Source organism: Rossellomorea sp. NPDC077527 (genome assembly GCF_044542955.1).
Classification (GTDB): domain Bacteria; phylum Bacillota; class Bacilli; order Bacillales; family Bacillaceae_B; genus Rossellomorea; species Rossellomorea aquimaris_E.
The window spans coordinates 653,230-674,906 of sequence record NZ_JBITVL010000002.1 but is presented as its reverse complement, the minus strand read 5'-3'; the positions used below and the strand labels follow the sequence as shown (position 1 = coordinate 674,906).

At 39.3% G+C, this 21,677-nt stretch carries 16 protein-coding genes; 13 read left to right on the top strand and 3 right to left on the bottom strand.

The genetic code is table 11. The annotated features are described in order from the left end of the window. The first annotated feature begins 85 nt into the window (after positions 1–85). The 5 genes from ACIGG7_RS08625 (at position 86) to ACIGG7_RS08605 (ending at position 8,336) form a co-directional block, all read left to right on the top strand. Positions 86–1,249: a hypothetical protein gene (locus ACIGG7_RS08625; RefSeq protein WP_397549469.1), complete on the top strand. Its 1,164-nt coding sequence runs from the start codon at positions 86–88 to the stop codon at positions 1,247–1,249. Positions 1,250–1,254: 5 nt separating this feature from the next. Continuing rightward, complete coding sequence (locus tag ACIGG7_RS08620) at positions 1,255–3,543, top strand: nSTAND3 domain-containing NTPase (RefSeq protein WP_397549468.1); 2,289 nt, start codon at positions 1,255–1,257, stop codon at positions 3,541–3,543. A gap of 217 nt (positions 3,544–3,760) precedes the next feature. Continuing rightward, positions 3,761–5,578: an ATP-dependent nuclease gene (locus tag ACIGG7_RS08615; protein ID WP_397549467.1), complete on the top strand. Its 1,818-nt coding sequence runs from the start codon at positions 3,761–3,763 to the stop codon at positions 5,576–5,578. Positions 5,579–5,944: 366 nt separating this feature from the next. Then, positions 5,945–6,907 carry a hypothetical protein gene (locus ACIGG7_RS08610; RefSeq protein ID WP_397549466.1) on the top strand — a complete coding sequence of 321 codons (963 nt, stop codon included), beginning with the start codon at positions 5,945–5,947 and terminating at the stop codon, positions 6,905–6,907. A gap of 280 nt (positions 6,908–7,187) precedes the next feature. Continuing rightward, positions 7,188–8,336, top strand: coding sequence for a hypothetical protein (locus tag ACIGG7_RS08605; protein ID WP_397549465.1), 1,149 nt, complete (start codon positions 7,188–7,190; stop codon positions 8,334–8,336). A 272-nt stretch (positions 8,337–8,608) separates the two neighbouring features. Here the strand turns inward: ACIGG7_RS08605 and ACIGG7_RS08600 are convergent, their stop codons facing one another. Next, positions 8,609–9,937: a purine-cytosine permease family protein gene (locus ACIGG7_RS08600; RefSeq protein WP_397549464.1), complete on the bottom strand. Its 1,329-nt coding sequence runs from the start codon at positions 9,935–9,937 to the stop codon at positions 8,609–8,611. A 241-nt stretch (positions 9,938–10,178) separates the two neighbouring features. On the opposite strand from ACIGG7_RS08600, the gene ald reads away from it, so the two are divergent. Both ald and ACIGG7_RS08590 read left to right on the top strand, forming a co-directional pair. Then, the gene (gene ald, locus ACIGG7_RS08595) at positions 10,179–11,297 is read left to right on the top strand and encodes an alanine dehydrogenase (RefSeq protein WP_113969681.1); all 1,119 of its coding nucleotides are present in this window, start codon (positions 10,179–10,181) and stop codon (positions 11,295–11,297) included. 167 nt (positions 11,298–11,464) lie between these two features. Then, complete coding sequence (locus tag ACIGG7_RS08590) at positions 11,465–12,145, top strand: metal-dependent hydrolase (protein WP_397549463.1); 681 nt, start codon at positions 11,465–11,467, stop codon at positions 12,143–12,145. Positions 12,146–12,522: 377 nt separating this feature from the next. Here ACIGG7_RS08590 and ACIGG7_RS08585 read toward each other — a convergent pair whose 3' ends face one another. After that, on the bottom strand, positions 12,523–13,296 hold the full coding sequence (locus tag ACIGG7_RS08585) for a nucleotidyltransferase domain-containing protein (RefSeq protein ID WP_397549679.1): 774 nt from the start codon (positions 13,294–13,296) through the stop codon (positions 12,523–12,525). Positions 13,297–13,651: 355 nt separating this feature from the next. Here ACIGG7_RS08585 and ACIGG7_RS08580 point away from each other — a divergent pair, with 355 nt between their 5' ends. Together ACIGG7_RS08580 and ACIGG7_RS08575 are read left to right on the top strand one after the other, a co-directional pair. Further along, positions 13,652–13,900: a hypothetical protein gene (locus tag ACIGG7_RS08580; RefSeq protein ID WP_397549462.1), complete on the top strand. Its 249-nt coding sequence runs from the start codon at positions 13,652–13,654 to the stop codon at positions 13,898–13,900. Between the two features lie 285 nt (positions 13,901–14,185). Then, positions 14,186–15,493, top strand: coding sequence for a DRTGG domain-containing protein (locus ACIGG7_RS08575; protein WP_397549461.1), 1,308 nt, complete (start codon positions 14,186–14,188; stop codon positions 15,491–15,493). Between the two features lie 315 nt (positions 15,494–15,808). Here the strand turns inward: ACIGG7_RS08575 and ACIGG7_RS08570 are convergent, their stop codons facing one another. Beyond that, the gene (locus ACIGG7_RS08570; RefSeq protein WP_224939720.1) at positions 15,809–16,114 is read right to left on the bottom strand and encodes a YtpI family protein; all 306 of its coding nucleotides are present in this window, start codon (positions 16,112–16,114) and stop codon (positions 15,809–15,811) included. Positions 16,115–16,207: 93 nt separating this feature from the next. On the opposite strand from ACIGG7_RS08570, the gene ACIGG7_RS08565 reads away from it, so the two are divergent. From ACIGG7_RS08565 to ACIGG7_RS08550, 4 genes are all read left to right on the top strand, one after another. After that, complete coding sequence (locus tag ACIGG7_RS08565) at positions 16,208–17,155, top strand: DHH family phosphoesterase (protein WP_397549460.1); 948 nt, start codon at positions 16,208–16,210, stop codon at positions 17,153–17,155. A 247-nt stretch (positions 17,156–17,402) separates the two neighbouring features. Continuing rightward, complete coding sequence (locus ACIGG7_RS08560; RefSeq protein WP_224939722.1) at positions 17,403–17,672, top strand: heterocycloanthracin/sonorensin family bacteriocin; 270 nt, start codon at positions 17,403–17,405, stop codon at positions 17,670–17,672. A 147-nt stretch (positions 17,673–17,819) separates the two neighbouring features. Then, entirely contained in the window at positions 17,820–19,730 is a 1,911-nt protein-coding gene (locus ACIGG7_RS08555; protein ID WP_397549459.1) for a putative thiazole-containing bacteriocin maturation protein, read from the top strand. Beyond that, positions 19,727–21,670 (top strand): TOMM precursor leader peptide-binding protein, encoded by a 1,944-nt coding sequence (locus ACIGG7_RS08550; RefSeq protein WP_397549458.1) that lies wholly within the window; start codon positions 19,727–19,729, stop codon positions 21,668–21,670. The genes ACIGG7_RS08555 and ACIGG7_RS08550 overlap by 4 nt, the downstream gene beginning before the upstream one ends. The last annotated feature ends 7 nt before the right edge of the window (positions 21,671–21,677 follow it).

The following is a 21,677-nucleotide window of genomic DNA, read 5'->3' as shown; positions in this document are numbered from 1 at the left end:
AGTGAAAAATCATTAATATCTATATATAACCAAAATTTATGTTAAAATATGGTTGAGTTGAAAATGAAAAAAAGTTGGAGGAACTATGGAGGATTTGGAATTATTATACAAAAGAGAAAACGGGGATTATTTAAGATATGACTCAAGTGTAATTAACAAGTATATTTATATGGAGAATATTTCAAGTAAGTTGAGGGTTTTTAAAATAGTAACATTGGTTATTGCATTTTTAATAATACTTACTAAAGGGATGTTTGACATTACTAGTATTGAACAGACTAGATATCCAAAAGAGACCATATGTTTATTGTTAGTTGTGGCTGTAATAATAAACTATAACATAAGTTATTATATTCATAGGTTTGCATATGGATATGTAAGTAAAAGTAAAAGATATATTTTTATTTACGGTAAATTAAAACCCCTAAATAAAATTTTATTTATAATAATTCCAGATTTTTTATTTGCTCTTGAATATAAAATGTACATTAGAAAGTCACATTCAATCTGTGCATTAGAGAATTGTCATAACCTCTGTTCTAGAGATTCAAATGGAGAGGGTATTTGTTTAAGCAGTTGGGACTCTATTAAAGTTGACACCAAATATTTTGTTTTATTTTCAAATTGGTTAAATGTAATTGTAGCGTCAATAACTATCATTATCACCTTGATATTCATAGGGATTAACAATTGGTTAGTGTTATTAATGTTTTTTGTTTTATCATTCCGGGTCTTTTCGCGCTTTGTAGAAATAGTAATTGCTTTCTATAAAGATGTAGTTGTAGTAGAAGATAAGCTATTTAATACAAATGATGGAAACAACCCTATTTACATTCATAGATGGAAGAACACTCTTACGTTAAAATCAGGTAGAATCTCATTAGCAATTCATTCATTATTAGAGGTATTAATGTTATTTAGTGCAGTTTACTATTATATATATATATTTAACATTTTGAATAGCGAAGGGGAAATTTTGAATTTGGTCGGTGGAGAAGATATTGGGATAAAATATATTCATTTTGTTTTATATAGTATACCGGTAACTGGTCTTAATGTGTCTTATGGAAATTTACCTAATATTATTTGGAATACAACACATATTATTCAACTCTTATTGAGCTTAATTTTGATCATACTTTCTTTATCTTCCTACATTGGAATGGATAATAAAATCAGTCAACGAGATAAAGATTTATATTTGGAAGTTAAAAAAAGAAGCTTATATAATGCAAGTTGGGGTGAATAGATAGGATGAGCAAATATAACCTTCACCAATTAGGTTGGAAGGCATTTGAAGGATTGTCAGGGAATATAATGCAGGAAATTATGGGGAATACATACGCTCTTTTTTCTGAGGGGAGAGATGGGGGAAGAGATGGATATTTTGAAGGAACTGGTAATCTGAATATCTTGAAGGACAACTTGTCAGGTAAGTTTGTTTTTCAGTGTAAGCATACTTCTATCCCCTCTAAAAAACTTACCTATTCATTAGTGAAAAAAGAATTACCCAAGTTAGAAAAATTAGTTGAACACCATGACGTGGAGCATTATGTGATATTTACTAATTACAAATTATCAGCGAATAATGATTTAGAAATAAAATCAAGATTTACAAAAATTAAAGGGTTAAAATCTTGTATCATATTGGGTGATGAATGGTTTGAGTCTGTCCTAGACGCTAATAAAACATTGAGGAGACTTGTTCCTAGACTTTATGGAATAGGGGACTTATCAGAAATTTTAGATGATAGAATTTATAAGCAATCACTTGACGTACTGGATGAACTAAAAGGTAATGTCAGTACCTTTGTAAGTACGGAAGCTTACCAGGAAGCAGTCAGAGCGATTAGCAAAAAGAGATTTGTTTTATTACTAGGTCCTCCTGCAGTAGGGAAGTCAGCTATAGCTACTAATCTTTGTATGACTTCAATCGTGGAAGAAGAATCTATTGAAACACTAATTTTGGAGGATTCTGAGGGGTTTAAAAGACATTATAATCCAGACAACCCAAGAAAAGTATTTTGGTTTGACGACGTATTTGGCGCAACTAATTTAGATGAGAATCTATTACAAGGATGGATAAAATCATTTAATAAATTGAAGTCAGCTATAAAAAAAGGTTCAACAATAATTTTCACAAGTAGGGATTACATTTTTAATGAAGCAATAAGAAAAATACAAAAGAATAAATTCCCTTTATTGTTTGATTCACAAGTGAAGATAGATGTAAGTAACTTAAAGCAAAATGAAAAAAATCAAATATTATATAATCACATAAAAGATGGAGATTTAGCACTTAATAAAAAAACACTTTTAAAACCTTTTTTGAAAAAATTAGCAATTAGTGAAAACTTTTCACCAGAACTTGCGAGGAGACTGGGAAGTTCATACTTTCATGAAAATTTATCAATTAATGAAAAAGATTTAAATGATTTTTTCTCTAGTCCTTCCCATTTTTTTGAGGAAATAGTAAAAGTACTTGATGATGACAAAAAAGCAGCATTAATTCTTATTTTGTTAAATGGAAATAAACTCCCTTCCCCAGTAAATCAAAGATTCTTAAAGGATTATTTAATGGATTCTTTCGATACTTCCTTACCAAGAATTAGAAGCTCTTTGGAAGTACTTAAAGACAGTTTAGTAAAATTAAATACATTAACTAATGAACTTTACTGGTCATTTTATCATCCGAGTATGATAGATTCTCTTCAGAATTTACTCTCTAAAGAGGTTGAAATGTTAGAACTTTTTATACACGGTTCAAAGATAAATGTGTTAATTAGAGACTCTTCATGCTTAGAAGAAAATCGACATAAGATTTATATCCCGAGAACTCTTTGGGAAGTGGTTTGTGAGAGAATAATTGAAAGTTTTAATTCTGTAGAGATGTTTGATAGAGAATTTATAGTTAGATATATATATAGCGAAACTCCTGATGAATTTATTGAGTATTTCGTTAATAATTTTGGTGGTCACTTAAAAAAGCTAATCACACCGCAGTATATGCAGTTTTCTTACACATCTATTTTTAAATTATCTAAGAGACTAGAAGTACTTGGTCTTCTTGACGAGGGTTTAAAGACTTATGTAAAGGAGGCAATATATAGAATTATTCTCAATAGTTATGATATGTCTTTCTTAGATAATGAGGTTGTTTTATATTTACTGAAAGAAGAAGGAGTTTCAAGTATTCTGGATGAACTTAAACAAAACGGTCCAGAGCATGCTTATGAGGAGTTTGAATGGATTTTAGATAATATTGAAAAAGAAGAAGATCCAGATGAATATATGAATAACTGGAGTAACTCAGTTCATAGGCTTATAGATGAACTTGAAAGCAGGAATTTGATAGACAACTCACAAAAAAATAGTTATTTAGCAATACTAGAAAAAGCAAGTGAAGAAATACAATATTACTTTGAAACTCAAAGGGACTATGAAGGAGGTTGGCATGATGTTAATTACTTTTCTCCTTCAAGTCATGAAGTGTCTGCCAACATAGAAAAAGAAGAAGATATTTTCTCCGACGTAGATAAGTAATTATATTTAGATGTGAGGATTGCACTGAAATACATAATAAGTTATTAAAGTAGTTTTTCAATTCTTATAGATTTCTTAAACTGTTTTAATTCATTGCTGTAAAGTTTCCAAGAATCTAAAGAATTCTATTGACTTTTTTATTGGAGGTTATAAATCTTGTTTTTTATACTTTTATATTAGTTATAAACATATACTATTGTTTTGAAGGGAGAACGTAATGAAAATTATAAAGGCAAGGATTACCAACTTTAGAGGGATCAAAGATACAATTGAGATTACTTTTAATGATTTTAATACTATAATCGGTAAAAACGATGCTGGTAAGTCAACTATTCTAAAGGCCCTAAACTTATTTTTAAATAATGGCACTTTTAATAGAGATAATTTAAATATCAATGCAGATAGTCCTAAAGTTATTATCGAATTGTTCTTTCAAATTACAACAGATAGTGGTCCAATTCTTTTAAGTGATGGAACTTATATCAACTTATCTGAGATTGAGAGTGAGCCGAGTATTGTTAGAGTTAAGAAGGAATGGGATGCCTCCAAAGCAAGAATACCTTGCGAAACATATATCTTTATTAAGAAATATGAGGAATATGACTTCTTGCTTTTATCAAAAGAGCAAGTGATAGAGTTTTGTGATGGATTAAATCTTCAGATATCAGACTTGAACTATGAAGATATTAGAGAGAAACTAAATCAAAAACGAGATGAATTAAATATTCATTATGACTATACATATGAGAAGTTAGCATCAACTGGTAATAGCAAATCAAAATTACTACATGATAGTTTAAAATTAAGACTACCCAGATTTGAATATTTCCCTGCAGATTCCTCTCTTTCTGAATCAGATAATGCCATTCAAAATTTTTTTAAAAGGTTAGCACAAGATACAATTGAAGATGAATTAAACCTATTGGAAATTGAAAAGCCAATAAAAAATAAATTAGAATCTGTTTTTAACAATATAACAGAGAAAATTAATAGTGTTGTACCTGAAGAAGATAGAGTTGCTCCTCAAATTAAATTTGACTGGACTAAATTGGTTCAAACATCTTTTCAAAGTGGAACAGATGACGTTGGGATTCCTCTTAGTTCTAGAGGGGATGGTTTTAGAAGAATAACAATGATGTCATATTTTGAATACCTTGCTGAGCAAGCTACCTTCGAGAGGCAGAATATTATTTTTGGATTTGAAGAACCAGAAACATTCTTACACCCCTCTGCACAAGAAAATTTGTTCAATAAATTAAAAAGTATGTGCGAGAATGATTACCAAATTATGGTTACCAGTCATTCTCCCATTATTGTTTCTAATTCTGACAAATCTGATCTCATACATATTATTAGAGAGAATAGGGAATATAAAGTGAATTTAAATTTGGAGGATGTAAAGGGGATTGCTCAAGATTTGGGCATAACATTTGATAATCAATTTATCAATTTGTTTAATAAGGCAGAACTTCTATTTTTAGTAGAAGGCATTGATGACGTTAATGCTTTTTATCACATTTGTAATAAATATAAAGATAATGGATTAATTGAGAAGACATTTGAGGAAATGGGAATAATTCCTGTTCCTGTAGGTGGTTGTGACAGTATCAAACATTGGGTAACTCTAGACTTACTTAAAACATTAAATAAGCCTTATTATATTTTTTTAGACAGTGATAAGGTTTCGGCAGAAGCAGTATCTCCAAATAAGGTAAAGTTGATTGAATTTGGTTTCACAGAAGAAGAAGAATTTTTAGTTACTAAAAAGAGAGAATTAGAAAATTATATACCTCCTTATGCTTTAAAAAGACTAGTTCCTAATAGTAATCTTGAATATGACGATTGGGCAGATGTGAAATTATTATGTAAAACAAGTAGTTTTGCTGGCCAGTTAGGTGGAAAAAAAGTAGCTCAACGACACTTTATCTCATTAACTTTTGAAGAGTTAAGGAGTGCTTTTTTTAATGGAGAGGAAGATGAATTTTTAAAACTTTATGGTTTGGTAAGAAATAAAATGTTAATTAATGCGAGATAGATTCTTAAATTTAGGGGCATACTCTTGTCACGATGAAGTACCAATTTAACAGGGACTAATCCCGATTTTGTGGAAGTTACTAAAGTGGGGTATGAAATCAACTCTAAGAGAAGAGGAAATAGACAAAAAGACAAGCGGAACTGCTTGTTTTTTTAATGCTTGACCAGAAACGGAGCCCTTTTCGTGTATTTGTAACAAGGGTAGGTGGAGCCGATTTCAACGTTATTAATTAGTAGTGAAAGGTATAGGTTTGTAAATGATTAAAAATTTATCCTATCATGGGTATTATTGTATGTAAAGGAAATTATACGTAGAATGTAAATGAGTTATCTTATATGATATTTTGAATTCTATGGAGGAGAGCAAGTGAGAGATTATCAGGCAAGAGGATATATATTTGAATCAGTTATATGGGAACTTATTGAGAATTTTGGTTATATTGGAGTTGAACCTACAACTCTAAGAGGAAGAGGCGCTTTTCATCAAATTGATGCTTACGGTTTCTTAAGGATCCCTACCCCTTTTATTTATCCTATAAGATTATTATGTGAGGCGAAATGTTACAGTAAACCAATCCAATTAGAACACGTTAGGAATTATGTTGGAGTAATAAAGGATATATCAGAAAATTATATTATTGGAGATTTGGGTGAAAGAAATATTCCAAATAGATATACAGACATGGGTTGTTATTTTAGTGCAAGTGGCTTTACTTTACCAGCTCAAAATTATGCTTGGGCTCATAATATTTTTATTATTTCATTTAGGGATATACCATTACTTGATTCTATTATTAATAATATTAAGAGGTATGTAAGTAGTTTCTCTACAAAAGAATTAAATAATAAAACAAAAAATGAGATTGTGAATGGTTTCTGGGAGAAATTTCATGAAAACTCTAATGATGTTAATAGGGAATATGAAAGTTCTTCTATAGCAATCGGTGTCTTAGATGGAGTTTATCCAATTGCTATAGTAGGCAACAATAATTGGATTGAAGAATTAGATAAGAGTCTACCATTGGGAGAAGAAGAAATTGTAGCAAGTAAAACATTACGTCATTCAACTGAAATTGATACATATTTTGAATTGAAATTATCTTACGGCAAATTATCTTTTACTCTTCCAAATATTATTTCCAATAAGCTAATTCAAAGGATTGATAAGAGTACAGCTGGCCAAGAGATTTTTTATATTGACATACCTTTCATAAGTAAAAGAAATAATAAAGATCTAAGGCGCATTTTTAAATTAATTGTAAACCTAGATAAAAAAGGAGAATATATGAATTTAATTGAAAGTATAAACACTCAAGTAGCGGAGATATAAAATATGTACTTATTGTTTAATAAGTAACAATGAAGAAAAAGTCTATGAGTATATTTAAATACTAGCAAGAAGTCTTCCTAAAATGGTTATCTTGGAAGAAAATCCTAAATGTAGTTCAAAACCTAGAGGAGAAGAGCGTAACGAAATTTGTAATAAATCTGCTCTATTAGATAATAAAAAAGGAAACTTATACTTTAAAAGAATAATTAGGGGCCAGACCCACTACATGGTAAAAGCATTATTGTATTAGGGGCTCTATTTTTTTTACGGAGGTATAGACATGATTAAATTGTATGTTGATAACTCAACTGAAGAATTTTTATTGGCTGTACACAAAAATATCAATGAATTTTTTGATTTCTATATTACTATTCAAGAAGACTACGAGGCTGATTTTCGTTACGAAGGGATTTTTCCTGACTTTTTATTTAGGACCAATAAATCAAAGTGTAACAATGTAGTAAAAGAGCTACATGAATTTTCAATGGATAGGTACATACATACTTTATCTCCTCTGCATGAATACGCACTATTCCATATAATTAAGTATTGTGAAGATATCCATAATGATTATGAAGAAGATAAAGAGGAAGGAGAAGATTCATTATTTAAAATAATAGAGGAAGAAAATTTTAAAGACGATGATGAATATTCGAATGAAAATGGAGGATATACAATTTTTAATTTTCATAGATTCGAATTTTATTATCAAAACCTTTTTCAAGATTTTGATTTTCTTGATGTAGACTTTTACTATGATAAATTCAAATCATCTCCTCTCTTTTTTTGTAAAAATATTAATGTGAACTTAGATGATTATATTGAACTCATGCCATTTGATATTAGAGAAGAATACCTAAGGATAAAACGATTAAGTAAGATTATAGATGTTGATGAACAATGCAATCAAAATAATAAAGAATATACAGAATCCCTAGTAAAAAGATTGAAAGGTATTATTCCAGGTAAAAAGGATGCAAAAAAATTCGAAATATTAATGGAAGAGATACTATCATATGTTTTTTTAGATTATCTTACAGAGCCACGTGTCCAGGTGAAAACTTTCGATAATAGAGAAATTATTGATATGACCTTCTATAACTCTGCTACCAAAGGTTTTTGGCATGATGTGAAAATTAAACATCATAGTAATGTAATTATCATTGAATTTAAAAATAAAGACCTTCTAGGAAACCAAGACATTTTTCAAATATCAGCAAGACTAAATGATGATATTGGTAGATTTGGTATTTTGGTTACAAGAAAGATAACAGAACTAGATAAAGAAAGGATTTATAGAAGGCTTAATCAAAGTAATAACGTAATAATATTACTCTCTGACGAGGACATTATTCAAATGTTAAGAATGGATGTAGATGCAACTGACTATATAAAAAATCTGTATAGAATGTTTCTGGAAGAAGCTTAACAGAACTTATACTGGTCTTATTCAATAGTGTAAAATGCACTTAACGATTAATGTAACATTTGATAGCACCATGATGTTGTTAAAAAAATATTGGAATTCTGATAAGTTCAGTTTTAAAAAAATATTGGTGTCAGGCCTTTGTACCATAGGATATTAATATATTGGGGACTAACCACGTTTCAATATTGTTTGGTTTGTTAGTAGAGGTAGTCGAAAAATGAGATATTAAGAAGAAAAGAGTGAACCTAAATTGCAGGTCCACTCTTATATCTTTAACCAAGTTTCTGGATAGGATGCTGTTCTTCGGCCCCATTCCTTATTTTAGTAAGAACATATATAATAGAGGTCATGATAAAACAACTAAACCCCGGCGAAAACGAATCAGGTATAACCAAATAAAACATCATCCCAACCCCCAACACAACCAACGCCTCCCGATTAAAATTCGACTCCCCACTCGCCAGCCTCACAAGCGCACTCTCAGAAATCCTCCCTCTCCTAATCACCAAATAATCAGCCACCACAATCGCCGATATCGGAATGATCAAGATCCCCAGATAAGAAATATACTCCTGCGCATTATAAACCAGCTGAGGAAACGAACTTAAAATAATTCCAGCGACACTGAACAACAATGCACTCTGAATCCGCGACAGGGACGGCAGTGCGTTAAGCAAACTGTATCCCCCTGTATACGCATTACTTAGATTAATAGAAATCATCGACACCATCGCACAAGCCGTGATCACTAATAGAAGCAGGCTGGAGTCGGTCAGTTGACCCGCTGCCACGAATGGATTCAAATCCTTGAACAAGCTTGCACTCAATCCCCCAAGCAGTGCGGTAATCATGAATCCGACGACGTTTCCTCCGTACAGTCCCCAGAATCCGTGGCGGTCACTTTTACTGTAGCGGGTGATGTCGGAGGATGCGCTGACGCCTGAGATGTATTGGACGAAGACGAGGCTTGAGTAGAATAGGAACGTTCCGATGGAGAAGGGTTCCTGGCCTTGGCTTAGGGTTGTGAGGGAATCGGCACCTTTTGTCAGGAACAGGTAGAGGATGATTCCCTGGCCGATCACGAGGATCGGGATGAATAGTTTGGTCGCTTTTTTGACGGCTTCGAAGCCGATGAGGGCTAGAAGGGTCATGATGATGGCGAGTCCGATGGCGACCGGGACGAACGGTATGGTGTAGGGTGTTACTTTTTCCACCATGGAGATGATGACGAAGGTTCCTCCGATGGTTTGGACGCTGAACCAGTAGAGGGACGTCAGGGACCGGATGGGGGATGCGATGAGCATCGACAGCCGGGTTCCGATGATGGATCTCAATACGTATTGAGCGGGCAGGCCGTAGCGGGAGCCCGGTAGAGATAAGAATGATACGAATAGGAAGGCGACGCTTGCTCCGAGTACGGTGGCTGTGAACGCTGCCTGGAAGGATAGTCCGCCTTCAAGGACGGCGAGTGCCGGGATGAGGAAGTTTCCTGCGTTCACGGAGAAGGCGAGCTGTATGATAAAGTATTCGATCCAAGTGGTTGATTTTAATTCGGGTGGGACCTGTTCGAGTCCGAGCCGTTCGATCATGGGTTGTTTCATAAAATGGTCTCCTTTGGATATACTAGGATGCATGGTTTCTATTTTAAAGAATTTTTGAAAAAAAGCGAAGAAATAATCATTTATTTTTTTAAAGAAAAATAGAGATATTTCCTTATTTATTTGTTAGAATGTAAGTGCTTACAGGGTGAGTAATTGCCCTTCGCTATTATATATGAATAGTGTTATATTTAGAAAGTGAATGCTCCAAGGAGCAATAGTGCATTTAGGAGGTTGGCTAAGTATGCGTATTGGTGTACCAACGGAAATTAAAAACAACGAAAATCGTGTGGCCATGACGCCGGCTGGTGTTGTGAACCTTGTTCAATTCGGACATGAGGTTTACATCGAAGCTGGAGCGGGAATGGGTTCAGGATTTACAGATGAAGATTACAAAGCAGCAGGTGGACACATCGTTGATTCTGCAGCGGAAGCATGGTCCATGGATATGGTCATGAAGGTAAAAGAGCCACTTCCAAGTGAGTACTCTTATTTCCGCGAGGGGCTTATCTTATTTACATATTTACATCTTGCTCCAGAGCCGGAATTAACGAAAGCGTTAATCGATAATAAAGTGATCGGAATCGCGTACGAAACGGTTGAACTGAATCGTGCCCTTCCATTACTGACTCCGATGAGTGAAGTGGCTGGACGTATGGCGACTCAAATCGGTGCCCAGTTCTTAGAGAAGATCCACGGTGGAAAAGGTGTATTACTTTCAGGTGTCCCTGGGGTCCGCCGCAGTAAAGTAACAATCATCGGTGGAGGAGTTGCCGGTACGAACGCAGCGAAAATGGCTGTCGGTCTTGGTGCCAACGTAACGATCCTTGACCTTAACCCGGATCGCCTTCGTCAGCTGGATGATATCTTCGGAAGCGACGTAACAACGCTTATGTCTAACCCGTTAAATATCGAACAAGCTGTCAAAGAAGCAGACCTAGTGATTGGTGCTGTACTGATTCCAGGAGCGAAAGCACCTAAATTAGTAACAGAAGACATGATCAAAGCAATGACACCTGGTTCAGTTGTTGTGGATATCGCCATCGACCAAGGCGGAATCTTCGAAACAACAGACCGTATCACAACGCATGACGATCCAACATACGTGAAGCACGGTGTTGTACACTATGCCGTTGCCAACATGCCTGGTGCCGTACCACGTACGTCTACCATCGCATTAACAAACGTAACCGTACCTTACGCGGTTCAAATCGCAAACAAAGGCTACAAAAAAGCGTGCTTAGACAACGAAGCATTATTAAAAGGTATTAACACATTGAATGGTTATGTGACGTACCAGGCTGTTGCAGAAGCACATGATGTAGACTACTCAGATACTAGAACACAATTAGAGCAACAATAACACCAGGAAGCCGACTGCATGAGAATGTTCAGTCGGCTTTTTGTGTGCCGAATTCTTCATCTTTGATCAAACACACTTTTAACTTTATGAATTTCGGGTATAACATAAAAGTAGCGAACGAAAGAAAGAAAATAAAAATAGATACGTTCATTTGGAGGAGAGAGATTATGAAGATTTCATATCACGGACATTCAGTAGTGAAAATCGAAACAAACGGCAAAACGATTCTAATCGATCCATTCATTAACGGAAACGAACTGACGGATTTGAAAGTGGATGAAGAGAAGCCAGATGTGATCATCCTTACCCACGGTCACAACGATCACGTAGGTGACACCGTCGAGCTCGCAAAGAAAAATGATTCATTGGTTATCGCCAATCATGAACTTGCAACTTACTTAAGCTGGCAACTTGTAAGAACCCATCCGATGCATGTCGGAGGAGCCTGTGAATTCGACTTTGGTAAAGTGAAACTGACACAAGCATTCCACGGATCAGGTCTCATCACAGACGGAAATGAAATTATCTACATGGGTATGCCAGCAGGCGTTTTGTTGATGATTGAAGGGAAGACGATCTTCCATGCAGGGGATACAGGGTTATTCTCTGATATGAAGCTAATCGGGGAGCGTCATCCGATTGACCTTGCCTTTCTTCCAATCGGAGATAATTTCACGATGGGACCTGAGGATGCGGCAACGGCAGCAAGTTTCTTAAAAGCGAAGAAAGTTGTGCCGGTTCACTATGATACATTCCCGCCGATTAAGCAGGATCCGCAGAAATTTATTGAGATGCTTGAGGATTCTGAGGGGCAGGTTATGAAGGCTGGAGATGTGATTGAATATTAGAGAAGATTTAAGTAGTTCAAATCATGTGGAGAAGACTTAAAGTGCATTCCACATTGCACGAAAGTTAACCATTTTTTCATACACTCAAAAAGCTTGGGGTACCCCCAAGCTTTTTGTTATGAAAGATGTTTTTCTTATTCAATTAAAGCCCCCGTTACTTGAATAACGCTTTGTAATAATATAGTTATTAATCAGCAACCCAAAACTTGTCCTTTTTCATACACTTTATCAATGGATAGAAAATTATTGGATATCAAAAATAATGTTTATGCCAGTTTTTTATTCTCTAGTATATGTTCATCGTGACCATTGATATGTTTATTAGTACATATGCAACGCTAATTATCTGCGAAAAAGCGAGTATTCACGAGAAAAACTTATATTTCTGAAGGAGTAGTTCTGGAAGCTGCCAATCCAGTTAAAACCTTCCCAATATAACTATATACTTCTTCTGCAATCCCCAGAAACTCTTCAACATCTACATTACTATCCAAGTAACACGCATACAAATAGTCAACTAAAGCTGAATCAATAGTGCAATAATCTGATATGGCACTCTTCATCTTAGTAATGTCATCTTCCCAAACCCCTGTATCTGCTAAAACCAAAGAGTATAATGCACGAATTAATCTCTTTGAGTAACCTTTGGTATATCTAGATTTCAGTGTGTCATCATTGGCGTTAGATAAAAACCCGCGAACGCGTTCCACTGCCTCTTGAGTGTCTGAATTCAAGTCTAATATGAACTCAGGTGAAATAAGAATAGGCGGTACTTCTTCGCCAATATCAGTACCGTGTATACAAACACAGATTATCTTGACCCAAAATCCCCATTCATTAGGCTTACTTCTTACATCATCCAGCGAACAAATAACCGTATCAACCTTCGTTACGAATCGATATTTTTGTAATATCTGGTCCTTCAGATATGATACTCTATCATAATCTATATCTTCTGGACTTTCGCATACTATTGTAAAATCTGCATCAGACGTAAATGGCTTAGCAGTACCTTTAGGAATTGAGCCACACATATAAATACTGTGAATCTTCCCACTGAACTCTGAAAGCAAGCTAGCTGTATACTCCTCTACAAAAGTCTTGTACTCACTCTGAATATTGACCTTCTTTATAACCTTCTCCAAAACCATATCTGGTTTCCTTTTATCTTCTAAAATCATTTTATCTCCCCCTGTTTAAAAGTATATTATTTTATAAATTTTTTCTTATTGGTTTTTCTCTATCCTGCCCGTTAATTGAAGAACAGAATTCGATTAATCTATAAGTTTATTTTACCACATAATGTTAAAAATTCTTGAGACAACAAATAGATTACCAATTTGATTAAATTTGCTAAAAGGTATGCTCATTCACATCCCATTTACCATGCTCCTCCACAAAATAGAACTACTTAGATGCAAACGCATCGCCTTTTTCGTATGTTTGCACAACATCCTCAACCAACTCGCATATACATGATACAAGCCTAGAAAGGAGGAAGTCTGTTTGAAACAACGATACATTCTATGTTTATTAATTACAGGGGCCCTCATCTACTACGGAGCCCCCCGCATGTCCATATTCTCAGAAGGCCTAGAAGGAATCTTCGCCATCAGCTGGCTTATCCTTGCCACCTTCGTCATAGCCGGCAACCTAGCAGCCCTGCTCTACACACCAAAAGGAACGGGTAAAGGTAGCAACAAAAAGTTAAAATCCAAGCCGGTGCGCAAAGTGAAATCACGGTCGTTTGGATGAACATAACGGAGAGAGTGGTGTTTATTGAGGGTAACACCTTCAAACCCCATAAGTTGATTGAAGCGGAAGGGGCTCGACTCCTGCGGGAAATGTGTGGAAGTTGAGACCCCGCGGAAAGCGAGCCCCTGCAGCGAAAATCAACCAGCACTCGCTCCGCAAAAAGTTGCAAAATGCACTCAACAATCAGGGCTTTCCCTCTCGAAAGCCCTGATTAAATTGAAACACCACGCTTTTCACATTATAATAAACATATAAAGTAGGACGTTACAAAGAAGGGTGAAAAGCTTGGCTACAAAACACGAACAAATACTAGAGTACATAGATACCTTGCCTGTCGGAGAAAAGATCTCCGTCCGCCAAATCGCAAAAGCACTGACCGTCAGCGAAGGAACGGCATACCGGGCGATCAAGGATGCCGAAACGAAAGGCTACGTCAGCACCATTGAACGCGTCGGAACGATCCGCATCGAACAAAAGAAGAAAGAAAATATCGAAAAGCTCACCTACGCAGAAGTGGTTAACATCATCGATGGACAAGTACTGGGTGGACGATCCGGCCTGCATAAGATGCTCAACAAGTTTGTCATTGGAGCCATGAAGCTTGAAGCCATGATGAGATACACGGAAGCAGGAAACCTCTTGATTATCGGGAACCGGAACCAGGCACAGGAACATGCGTTACGTGCTGGAGCAGCCGTCCTGATCACAGGGGGATTTGATGCAGACGAAGACGTCAAGAAACTGGCCGATGAACTCGAACTCCCGATCATCTCCACTTCCTATGACACCTTTACTGTCGCCACCATGATCAACCGTGCGATTTACGATCAGCTCATCAAGAAAGAGATCGTGTTAGTGGAAGACATTTTAACCAAAGTGGATGACACGATTTATCTGCATCTGGATGACACGTTGGAAGAATGGTACGAAAAGAATCAGTACACGTTCCATAGCCGTTTCCCAGTCGTGGACCGAAACTTAAAAGTTCATGGTATGGTGACCTCGAAGGACGTAATGGGGCAGGAAAAGTATGCAGGCATTGATAAGATCATGACGAAACAGCCGATCACTGTCAGCCCGAATACAAGCGTCGCATCCGCCGCACATATCATGATTTGGGAAGGGATCGAGTTACTTCCTGTCGTCAATGAACAGAACAAGCTGCAGGGAATCATCAGCCGTCAGGATGTATTGAAGGCTCTGCAAATGATCCAACGTCAGCCACAGGTCGGGGAAACGATCGATGACCTCATTTCAAATGCAGTCGAAAAGAAAGACAACAAGGAAATCTACCAATTTGCCGTCACTCCGCAGATGACAACGGGAATCGGAACGCTATCCTATGGTGTCTTCACCACACTCATGACCGAAGCTGCCAACCGTGCACTCAAGCCGTACAAAAAAGGCGACCTCGTCATCGAAAACATGACCATCTACTTCATCAAACCCGTCCAGATGGAAAGCACACTCGAAATCCATCCGAAAGTGCTCGACGTCGGAAGAAAGTTTGGTAAGGTGGATGTAGAGGTATATAGTGAAGGCGTGCTAATGGGGAAATCGCTGATGATTTGTCAGTTGATTGACCGGCATTAGGCTGGGATTGAGCTTGCGTATTCGCTAAATCTCGACAAACGGCTCATAAACCGGGGAAAGTGGCTCATAAATTCTTAAACCGGCTCATATATCTCAGATCCGGCTCATAAATCCTGAAACTAGCTCATAAACAACGAAAACCGGCTCATTTAAACGAGTCGGAGGGTCCAGCTCCCACGTTTTCCATGGTAGGTTTACCATCACCAGACGATTTTTCAGTCTTTATGGTACAAAACCATCTTATCCACGACTAAAAATGAATCAAACCGAACAAAAAAAGACCGGATATTCATCCAGTCCTTCGTTCTTGCTTCATTATTGGTTATCCAGTTCCTTCGCTTCTCTCTGAGCATAAGGAAGAACATGCTTGTACATTTTATATCCGGCCCAGCAGCTTCCAAGTCCAAGCAGGATGAAAAGCCCGCCGATGACATACGTCAGCGTACCAGGGAATAAATAAAGCTGATTGATCCCAAACAGGGCAACGAACAGCCCAAGGGCAATGCTTGCTTTAGCAGATAACCATTTCTTTTCCATCGGTCGTCGTGTTCTCACTTGTCTTATTTTATAAAAGACATAGAACGTAAACGTAACGACAATTAGTAATGCGAGAAAATACATAGTTTTGTCCTCCATCGTTGACATCTCTCGCTACTATTTTACAGATAACGGGGCAGAATGCCAAATATAAATTCCACTACAAAGGAGATTCCCATGAAAGAACAAATCCTGAACCTCATCAAACAATATGAAACGATCATTGTACATAGACATGTCCGCCCGGATCCGGACGCATACGGCTCCCAAGGAGGACTTGTGGAAATCCTGAAAGCTTCATTTCCAGAAAAGAACATCTACGCCGTTGGGAAAGAAGAAGAAACCCTTCATTACTTAAATCGTCTCGACGTCATCGAAGACTCTGTCTTTGAAGGTGCCCTGATCATCGTCTGTGATACGGCTAACGAAGAACGAATCTGTGACCGCCGCTACAAACTTGGGGACAAGCTTGTGAAAATTGATCACCATCCAAACGAAGATGCTTACGGGGATCACCTGTGGATTGATACAACCGCAAGCTCCGTCAGTGAAATGATCTATGAATTTTACCAGTTTGGGAAAGACAAAGGATTGACCCTGCCTGACTCAGGAGCAAGACTATTATTTGCCGGAATTGTCGGCGATACGGGAAGATTCCTATATCCAAGTACGACTCAGAACACATTTGACATCGCCGGTGAACTGATCCGCTACGATTTCGACCGGAATGAGTTATTCAATAAAATGTATGAAGTCGATTCCAACGTCACGAAGCTAAACGGCTATGTGCTGCAGAATTTCGAGATGGATCAGGATGGCTGCGGCATGATGGTCATGACGAAAGATATTCTAGAGGAACATGCCGTCGTACCATCAGAAGCGTCCCTTCTTGTTAGTACGTTAGGGAATGTCAAAGGCATGAAAGCATGGGTCTTCTTTATTGAAGAACATGATCAGATCCGGGTCCGCCTCCGCTCGAAAGGCCCTGTCATCAACACCATCGCTAAAAAGTACAACGGTGGAGGTCATCCACTGGCGGCAGGTGCATCGATTTATTCTTGGGAAGAGAAAGAAGCGGTGATGAAGGATTTAAGAGAAGTGTGCAGAAATCATCGAGACCTATAAAGAGCCGGCGGATGCCGGCTCTTTTGGTTAAATCATTCAGTTTACAAATCAGCTCCAGTCCAATGACTGGAGTATTTTTGTTTTCTCTTTTTACCATTTCCCCGAGAAATAGGCTTATGCATCAGTAACAACACCCAGTAAAATGACATAAATTGTTGTGGATGATCCACTTCTTTGAAATGTAAAATAACAACCTTTGATTTGTCCATAGAGCCATAGGGTACTTTGTTTGGGAGGTTAGAAGGAAATGAATAATTTTCATAATGAACTTCAAGGTCTAAATATAGGTGATTTCCAGGCAACACAGCCCGTGTCCTGGGATCAGAACATGTACGATCCGAATGACGAACGGCTATTCCTTGGATTTGGAGGCTGTTTCGGGTTTGGTTTCGCTTGCTTCTTTAGCTGCTTTGGCTGTGGTGGATGCGGTGGATGCTTCCGTTGCGGAGGCTGCGGGAGATGCGGCGGATGTGGAAGGTGTGGCGGCTGCGGTGGATGTGGGCGTTGCGGACGTTAATCAGCTTTTAGAAAATCGCTTTCGAATGGACCCCTGTATGAATCGATACAGGGGTCTTGATTTTATACATAAGGGACAAATTGAAACTCATACGATGGTAATGACAGCCAAATTCTAGTGAGATTAGCGGGGGTTAGGAGGATCACAATGGAGAAATTAAACCCTTCGATGCGTTTAAAAGTAAAGCGGGATACGTTTTATCTCCCTGAACCAGACAGAGGTGTGTATTTCAGGAATAACCTATGCTCTTTCCGTATGGAGGGAAGCGGGATTGATCAATGGGTGGAGAAGCTCTTGCCAATGTTCAATGGGGAGTATTCCCTTGCTTATTTAACGAACGGACTGCCTGAACCTTATCGTAACAGGGTGATGGACATAGCCGAGGTCCTGTTTAAGAATGGATTTGTCCGTGACATAAGCAATGACCGGCCACATCAGCTCCCGGAACACGTTATGAAGAAATTCGCCTCCCAAATCGAATTTGTCGATAGTTTGGCAGACTCGGGAGCTACTAGATTTGAAACCTACCGTGGAGCCAATGTCCTGGCGGTGGGATCTGGTCCGGTTCTGTCTTCATTGGTTTCTTCTATCATTGAATCAGGATTGAAAAAACTGCAGGTGCTCATAACCGATGAGGAGCCGACGAACAGACGCCGGCTCATGGAGCATGTCGATCATGCCCGTAAGACAGATCCTGAAATAGAGCTAATGGAAGTTCGATTCAGTGATGGCGGGTGGCGGGAAACTCTGAAGCCATTCGATTCCATATTATATGTCACGCAAAAAGAAAACCATGAAGAACTGGACCTCCTTCACGTCATATGCAGGACGGACAAGAAGCTTTTTCTTCCCGCGATTTGCAGCAAAGGGAAAGGCATCGCCGGACCCATCATCCATCCTGATTCGGAAGCTGGGTGGGAGTCTGCATGGAGGCGTATCCACAATGAGGCATTGGGTAAAGAAGGTCACCATCCTGCTCAATCGGAAATCCCTGGAGCGATGCTTGCGAACATGATTGTCTTCGAATTGTTCAAAGAGATCACAGGGGTGGCAAAACCAGATCAGCGAAATCGGCTCTTTCTGCTGGACACCGAAACCCTCGAAGGAAGCTGGCACTCCTTTTTACCACACCCGTTGGAATCAGGGCGGTTAGAAACAAAAGCTGTACACAATCTGGAGACACGGCTTCAAGAGCTGTCAGAAAGAATGGATCCTGAAAAGATGCTGTATTTCTTCAGTCTCCTGACGTCTAAAGAGACTGGGGTTTTTCATATATGGGAGGAGGGGGATGCGAAGCAACTCCCGTTGGCTCAATGCAGAGTCCAACCCGTCGATGGACTTTCAGAAGGTCCCGCAGATCTGCTGGATGAAATGGTCTGCAATGGCTTGACCCATGCAGACGCTCGTCGCGAAGCAGGGTTAAGGGGAATAGAGGCATACGCTTCAAGATTGGGAAGTCTGATGGTTCCCGAGCAGAAGGGGGAATGGATGGCTACCTGCACTGGGGCGACGTTTACAGAATGCGTAGGTCGGGGACTCCATCAGTGTCTGACGGATGTGCTGCGGAGAAGAGAGTATGTTCAAAGAAGTACCGTTTCCCGTCTTCTTATAGATACTATTGAAGATGAAACTTGCCGGTTTTATTTAAACGCCTTAACCACCATGAGAGGAGTGCCGGAAATCGGAGTAGGTGAGTACGTAACGGGATTTCCTGTCGTCTACGTTCGTGGAAAGAACGGCTGGTATGGGAATACCGGATACACCCTCACCATGGCGCTGCGAAACTCTCTACAGCAGGCTCTCTTTCATGCCCAAAATAATAGAGATGCATTTGACGCAAACCCGGTTGCTGTGGAAGTGGAGGAAAGGGCTGCAGAGGGAATCACCATCCCATCCATTGAAGACAAAATCCAGCCTGAAGATTTGAAGGAAGCCATCCACACCTTAAAACGAAATCACAAGCAGGTTGTCGTGTATGAACTGGATATGGAGCCCATTTTTAAACAGGAGCTCGCAGGTGTGTTCGGTGTGCTGCTGCGAGAGGAGGAAGGGCAATGAGTTCTTTCGTAGTGATTGTGGGAGAAGGGATGCTTGCGGACCGAGTTGGTGCTCAATTGTCAGTCAGGTATCCCGTTTTCAGGCAAAAGAGTATTGATGAGAGCATCCCCTCCAATACTGATTTGGTACTTACACTGGATGATACATGGAATCCGGCTGTCCATCAGAAAGCAGAAGAGGTGATGAGGGGGGCGTCGATTCCTTGGCTTAGGGGCTTTGTATCGTTTGGAGAGGGAATCATCGGACCACTTGTTCGATCCACTACACCAGGATGCTCACAATGTGCCGATATGAGACGACTCCTTGGAGGGAAGGAACGGCATGAGATGCGGGATGTACAGCGGAAGCTCTCTGAAGTAGGAGGGATGACGACAGACCCGTGGGCTTCGAATTCAGGGTTATGGCACATGACGAACATCCTCATATCAGAAGCTGTCAGGATTCTTGAGGAAGATCGTGCCTATTCAGAAGGACGCGTTTGCTTCACCGACTTGAAAACGTTGAACAGCTCCTGGCACTCATTCGTTCCCGACTCACTGTGCAGTGTTTGCAGCGGGATTCCTAACGATTCGTCGGAATTAGCACATGTGTCATTGAACCCCAGCCCGAAAATCCATGCAGACAGTTTCCGCTGTACACCACTGGATGAGCTGAAAAAGGTGCTGATCAACGACTATCTGGATAACCGGACCGGACTCTTCAACAGTAAGATGTATGACCTGGTGACGCCTTTCGCCGATGCGAGCGTTAATATGCCGATGTTCTCCGGGGATGAGGGGACGGCAGGAAGGACACAAGTCTACTCAGACAGCGAGCTGACCGCCATCCTTGAAGGATTGGAGCGCCACTGCGGATTGGAGCCCCGGGGCAAACGGACCGTCATCCGTGACAGTTACCGGAACCTGGAGGAACATGCACTCGATCCCCTAAAAGTAGGCGTGCACACCGATGAACAGTACGCCATGCCTGGTTTCCCTTTTGAAAAGTTTGACCCTGACAGGGAGATGGACTGGGTGTGGGGGTATTCTCTAATCGAAGAACGGCCGATTCTCGTACCGGAGCTTCTAGCTTATTACAGTCTAGGCTGCGGATCATCGGGCTTTGTTTATGAAACGTCCAACGGCTGTGCCCTTGGCGGAAGCAGAGAGGAAGCAATCTTCTACGGCATCATGGAGGTCGTTGAACGCGACTCATTCCTTATGACCTGGTATGCAGAACTGGGTCTGCCTCGTCTCGATCCCCTTACGTCAGAAGACGAAGAGCTGCAGTTAATGATTGAACGGATGCGGACTGTGGCAGGGTACGATCTTTATTTGTATAACTCCACCATGGAGCACGGAATCCCAAGCGTCTTTGCCATGGCTAAAAACAGGAAGGAGAATGGATTGAATCTGATCCTCGCGGCAGGTGCTCATCTGGATCCCGTAAGAGCGGCAAAAAGCGCGATCCAGGAGCTTGCCGGGATGATGCTGAATCTCGATGAGAAATTGGAGAAGAACAGGGTGAACTTTGAAAAGATGCTGTACGATGATTCCCTCGTAAGGCAGATGGATGATCATGGCATGCTGTATGGACTCCCCCAGGCGGAAGAACGTTTCGCTTTTTTGCAGGATGACAACCGCTCTTTACGAAGTTTCCAGGAGCTCATTTGGAGAACGGAACACACCGATCTGACGGATGACCTGAAGGAAATTCTTGAAAGATTCCGAAGACGGAACCTTGATGTGATTGTAGTGGACCAAACCGCACCGGAACTTGAAAAGAACAAACTGCACTGCGTAAAAGTCCTGATCCCCGGCATGCTTCCCATGACATTCGGGCATCATCTTACCCGTCTGACCGGCCTTGACAGGGTCCTCAACGTCCCGGAGGAACTGGGATATAAGGACCGGCCGTTGACATTTGATGAACTGAATCAGAAACCGCATCCGTTTCCTTAAGGACGAG

What these genes read in the sequence shown, in the direction of transcription:
- ACIGG7_RS08625 (WP_397549469.1), top strand. Translation starts at nt 86, where the DNA reads ATGGAGGATTTGGAATTATTATACAAAAGAGAAAACGGGGATTATTTA.
- ACIGG7_RS08590 (WP_397549463.1), top strand. Translation starts at nt 11,465, where the DNA reads ATGAAGATTTCATATCACGGACATTCAGTAGTGAAAATCGAAACAAAC.
- ACIGG7_RS08560 (WP_224939722.1), top strand. Translation starts at nt 17,403, where the DNA reads ATGAATAATTTTCATAATGAACTTCAAGGTCTAAATATAGGTGATTTC.
- ACIGG7_RS08615 (WP_397549467.1), top strand. Translation starts at nt 3,761, where the DNA reads ATGAAAATTATAAAGGCAAGGATTACCAACTTTAGAGGGATCAAAGAT.
- ACIGG7_RS08570 (WP_224939720.1), bottom strand. Translation starts at nt 16,114, where the DNA reads ATGTATTTTCTCGCATTACTAATTGTCGTTACGTTTACGTTCTATGTC.
- ACIGG7_RS08565 (WP_397549460.1), top strand. Translation starts at nt 16,208, where the DNA reads ATGAAAGAACAAATCCTGAACCTCATCAAACAATATGAAACGATCATT.
- ACIGG7_RS08550 (WP_397549458.1), top strand. Translation starts at nt 19,727, where the DNA reads ATGAGTTCTTTCGTAGTGATTGTGGGAGAAGGGATGCTTGCGGACCGA.
- ACIGG7_RS08605 (WP_397549465.1), top strand. Translation starts at nt 7,188, where the DNA reads ATGATTAAATTGTATGTTGATAACTCAACTGAAGAATTTTTATTGGCT.
- ACIGG7_RS08600 (WP_397549464.1), bottom strand. Translation starts at nt 9,937, where the DNA reads ATGAAACAACCCATGATCGAACGGCTCGGACTCGAACAGGTCCCACCC.
- ACIGG7_RS08555 (WP_397549459.1), top strand. Translation starts at nt 17,820, where the DNA reads ATGGAGAAATTAAACCCTTCGATGCGTTTAAAAGTAAAGCGGGATACG.
- ACIGG7_RS08620 (WP_397549468.1), top strand. Translation starts at nt 1,255, where the DNA reads ATGAGCAAATATAACCTTCACCAATTAGGTTGGAAGGCATTTGAAGGA.
- ald (WP_113969681.1), top strand. Translation starts at nt 10,179, where the DNA reads ATGCGTATTGGTGTACCAACGGAAATTAAAAACAACGAAAATCGTGTG.
- ACIGG7_RS08585 (WP_397549679.1), bottom strand. Translation starts at nt 13,296, where the DNA reads ATGGTTTTGGAGAAGGTTATAAAGAAGGTCAATATTCAGAGTGAGTAC.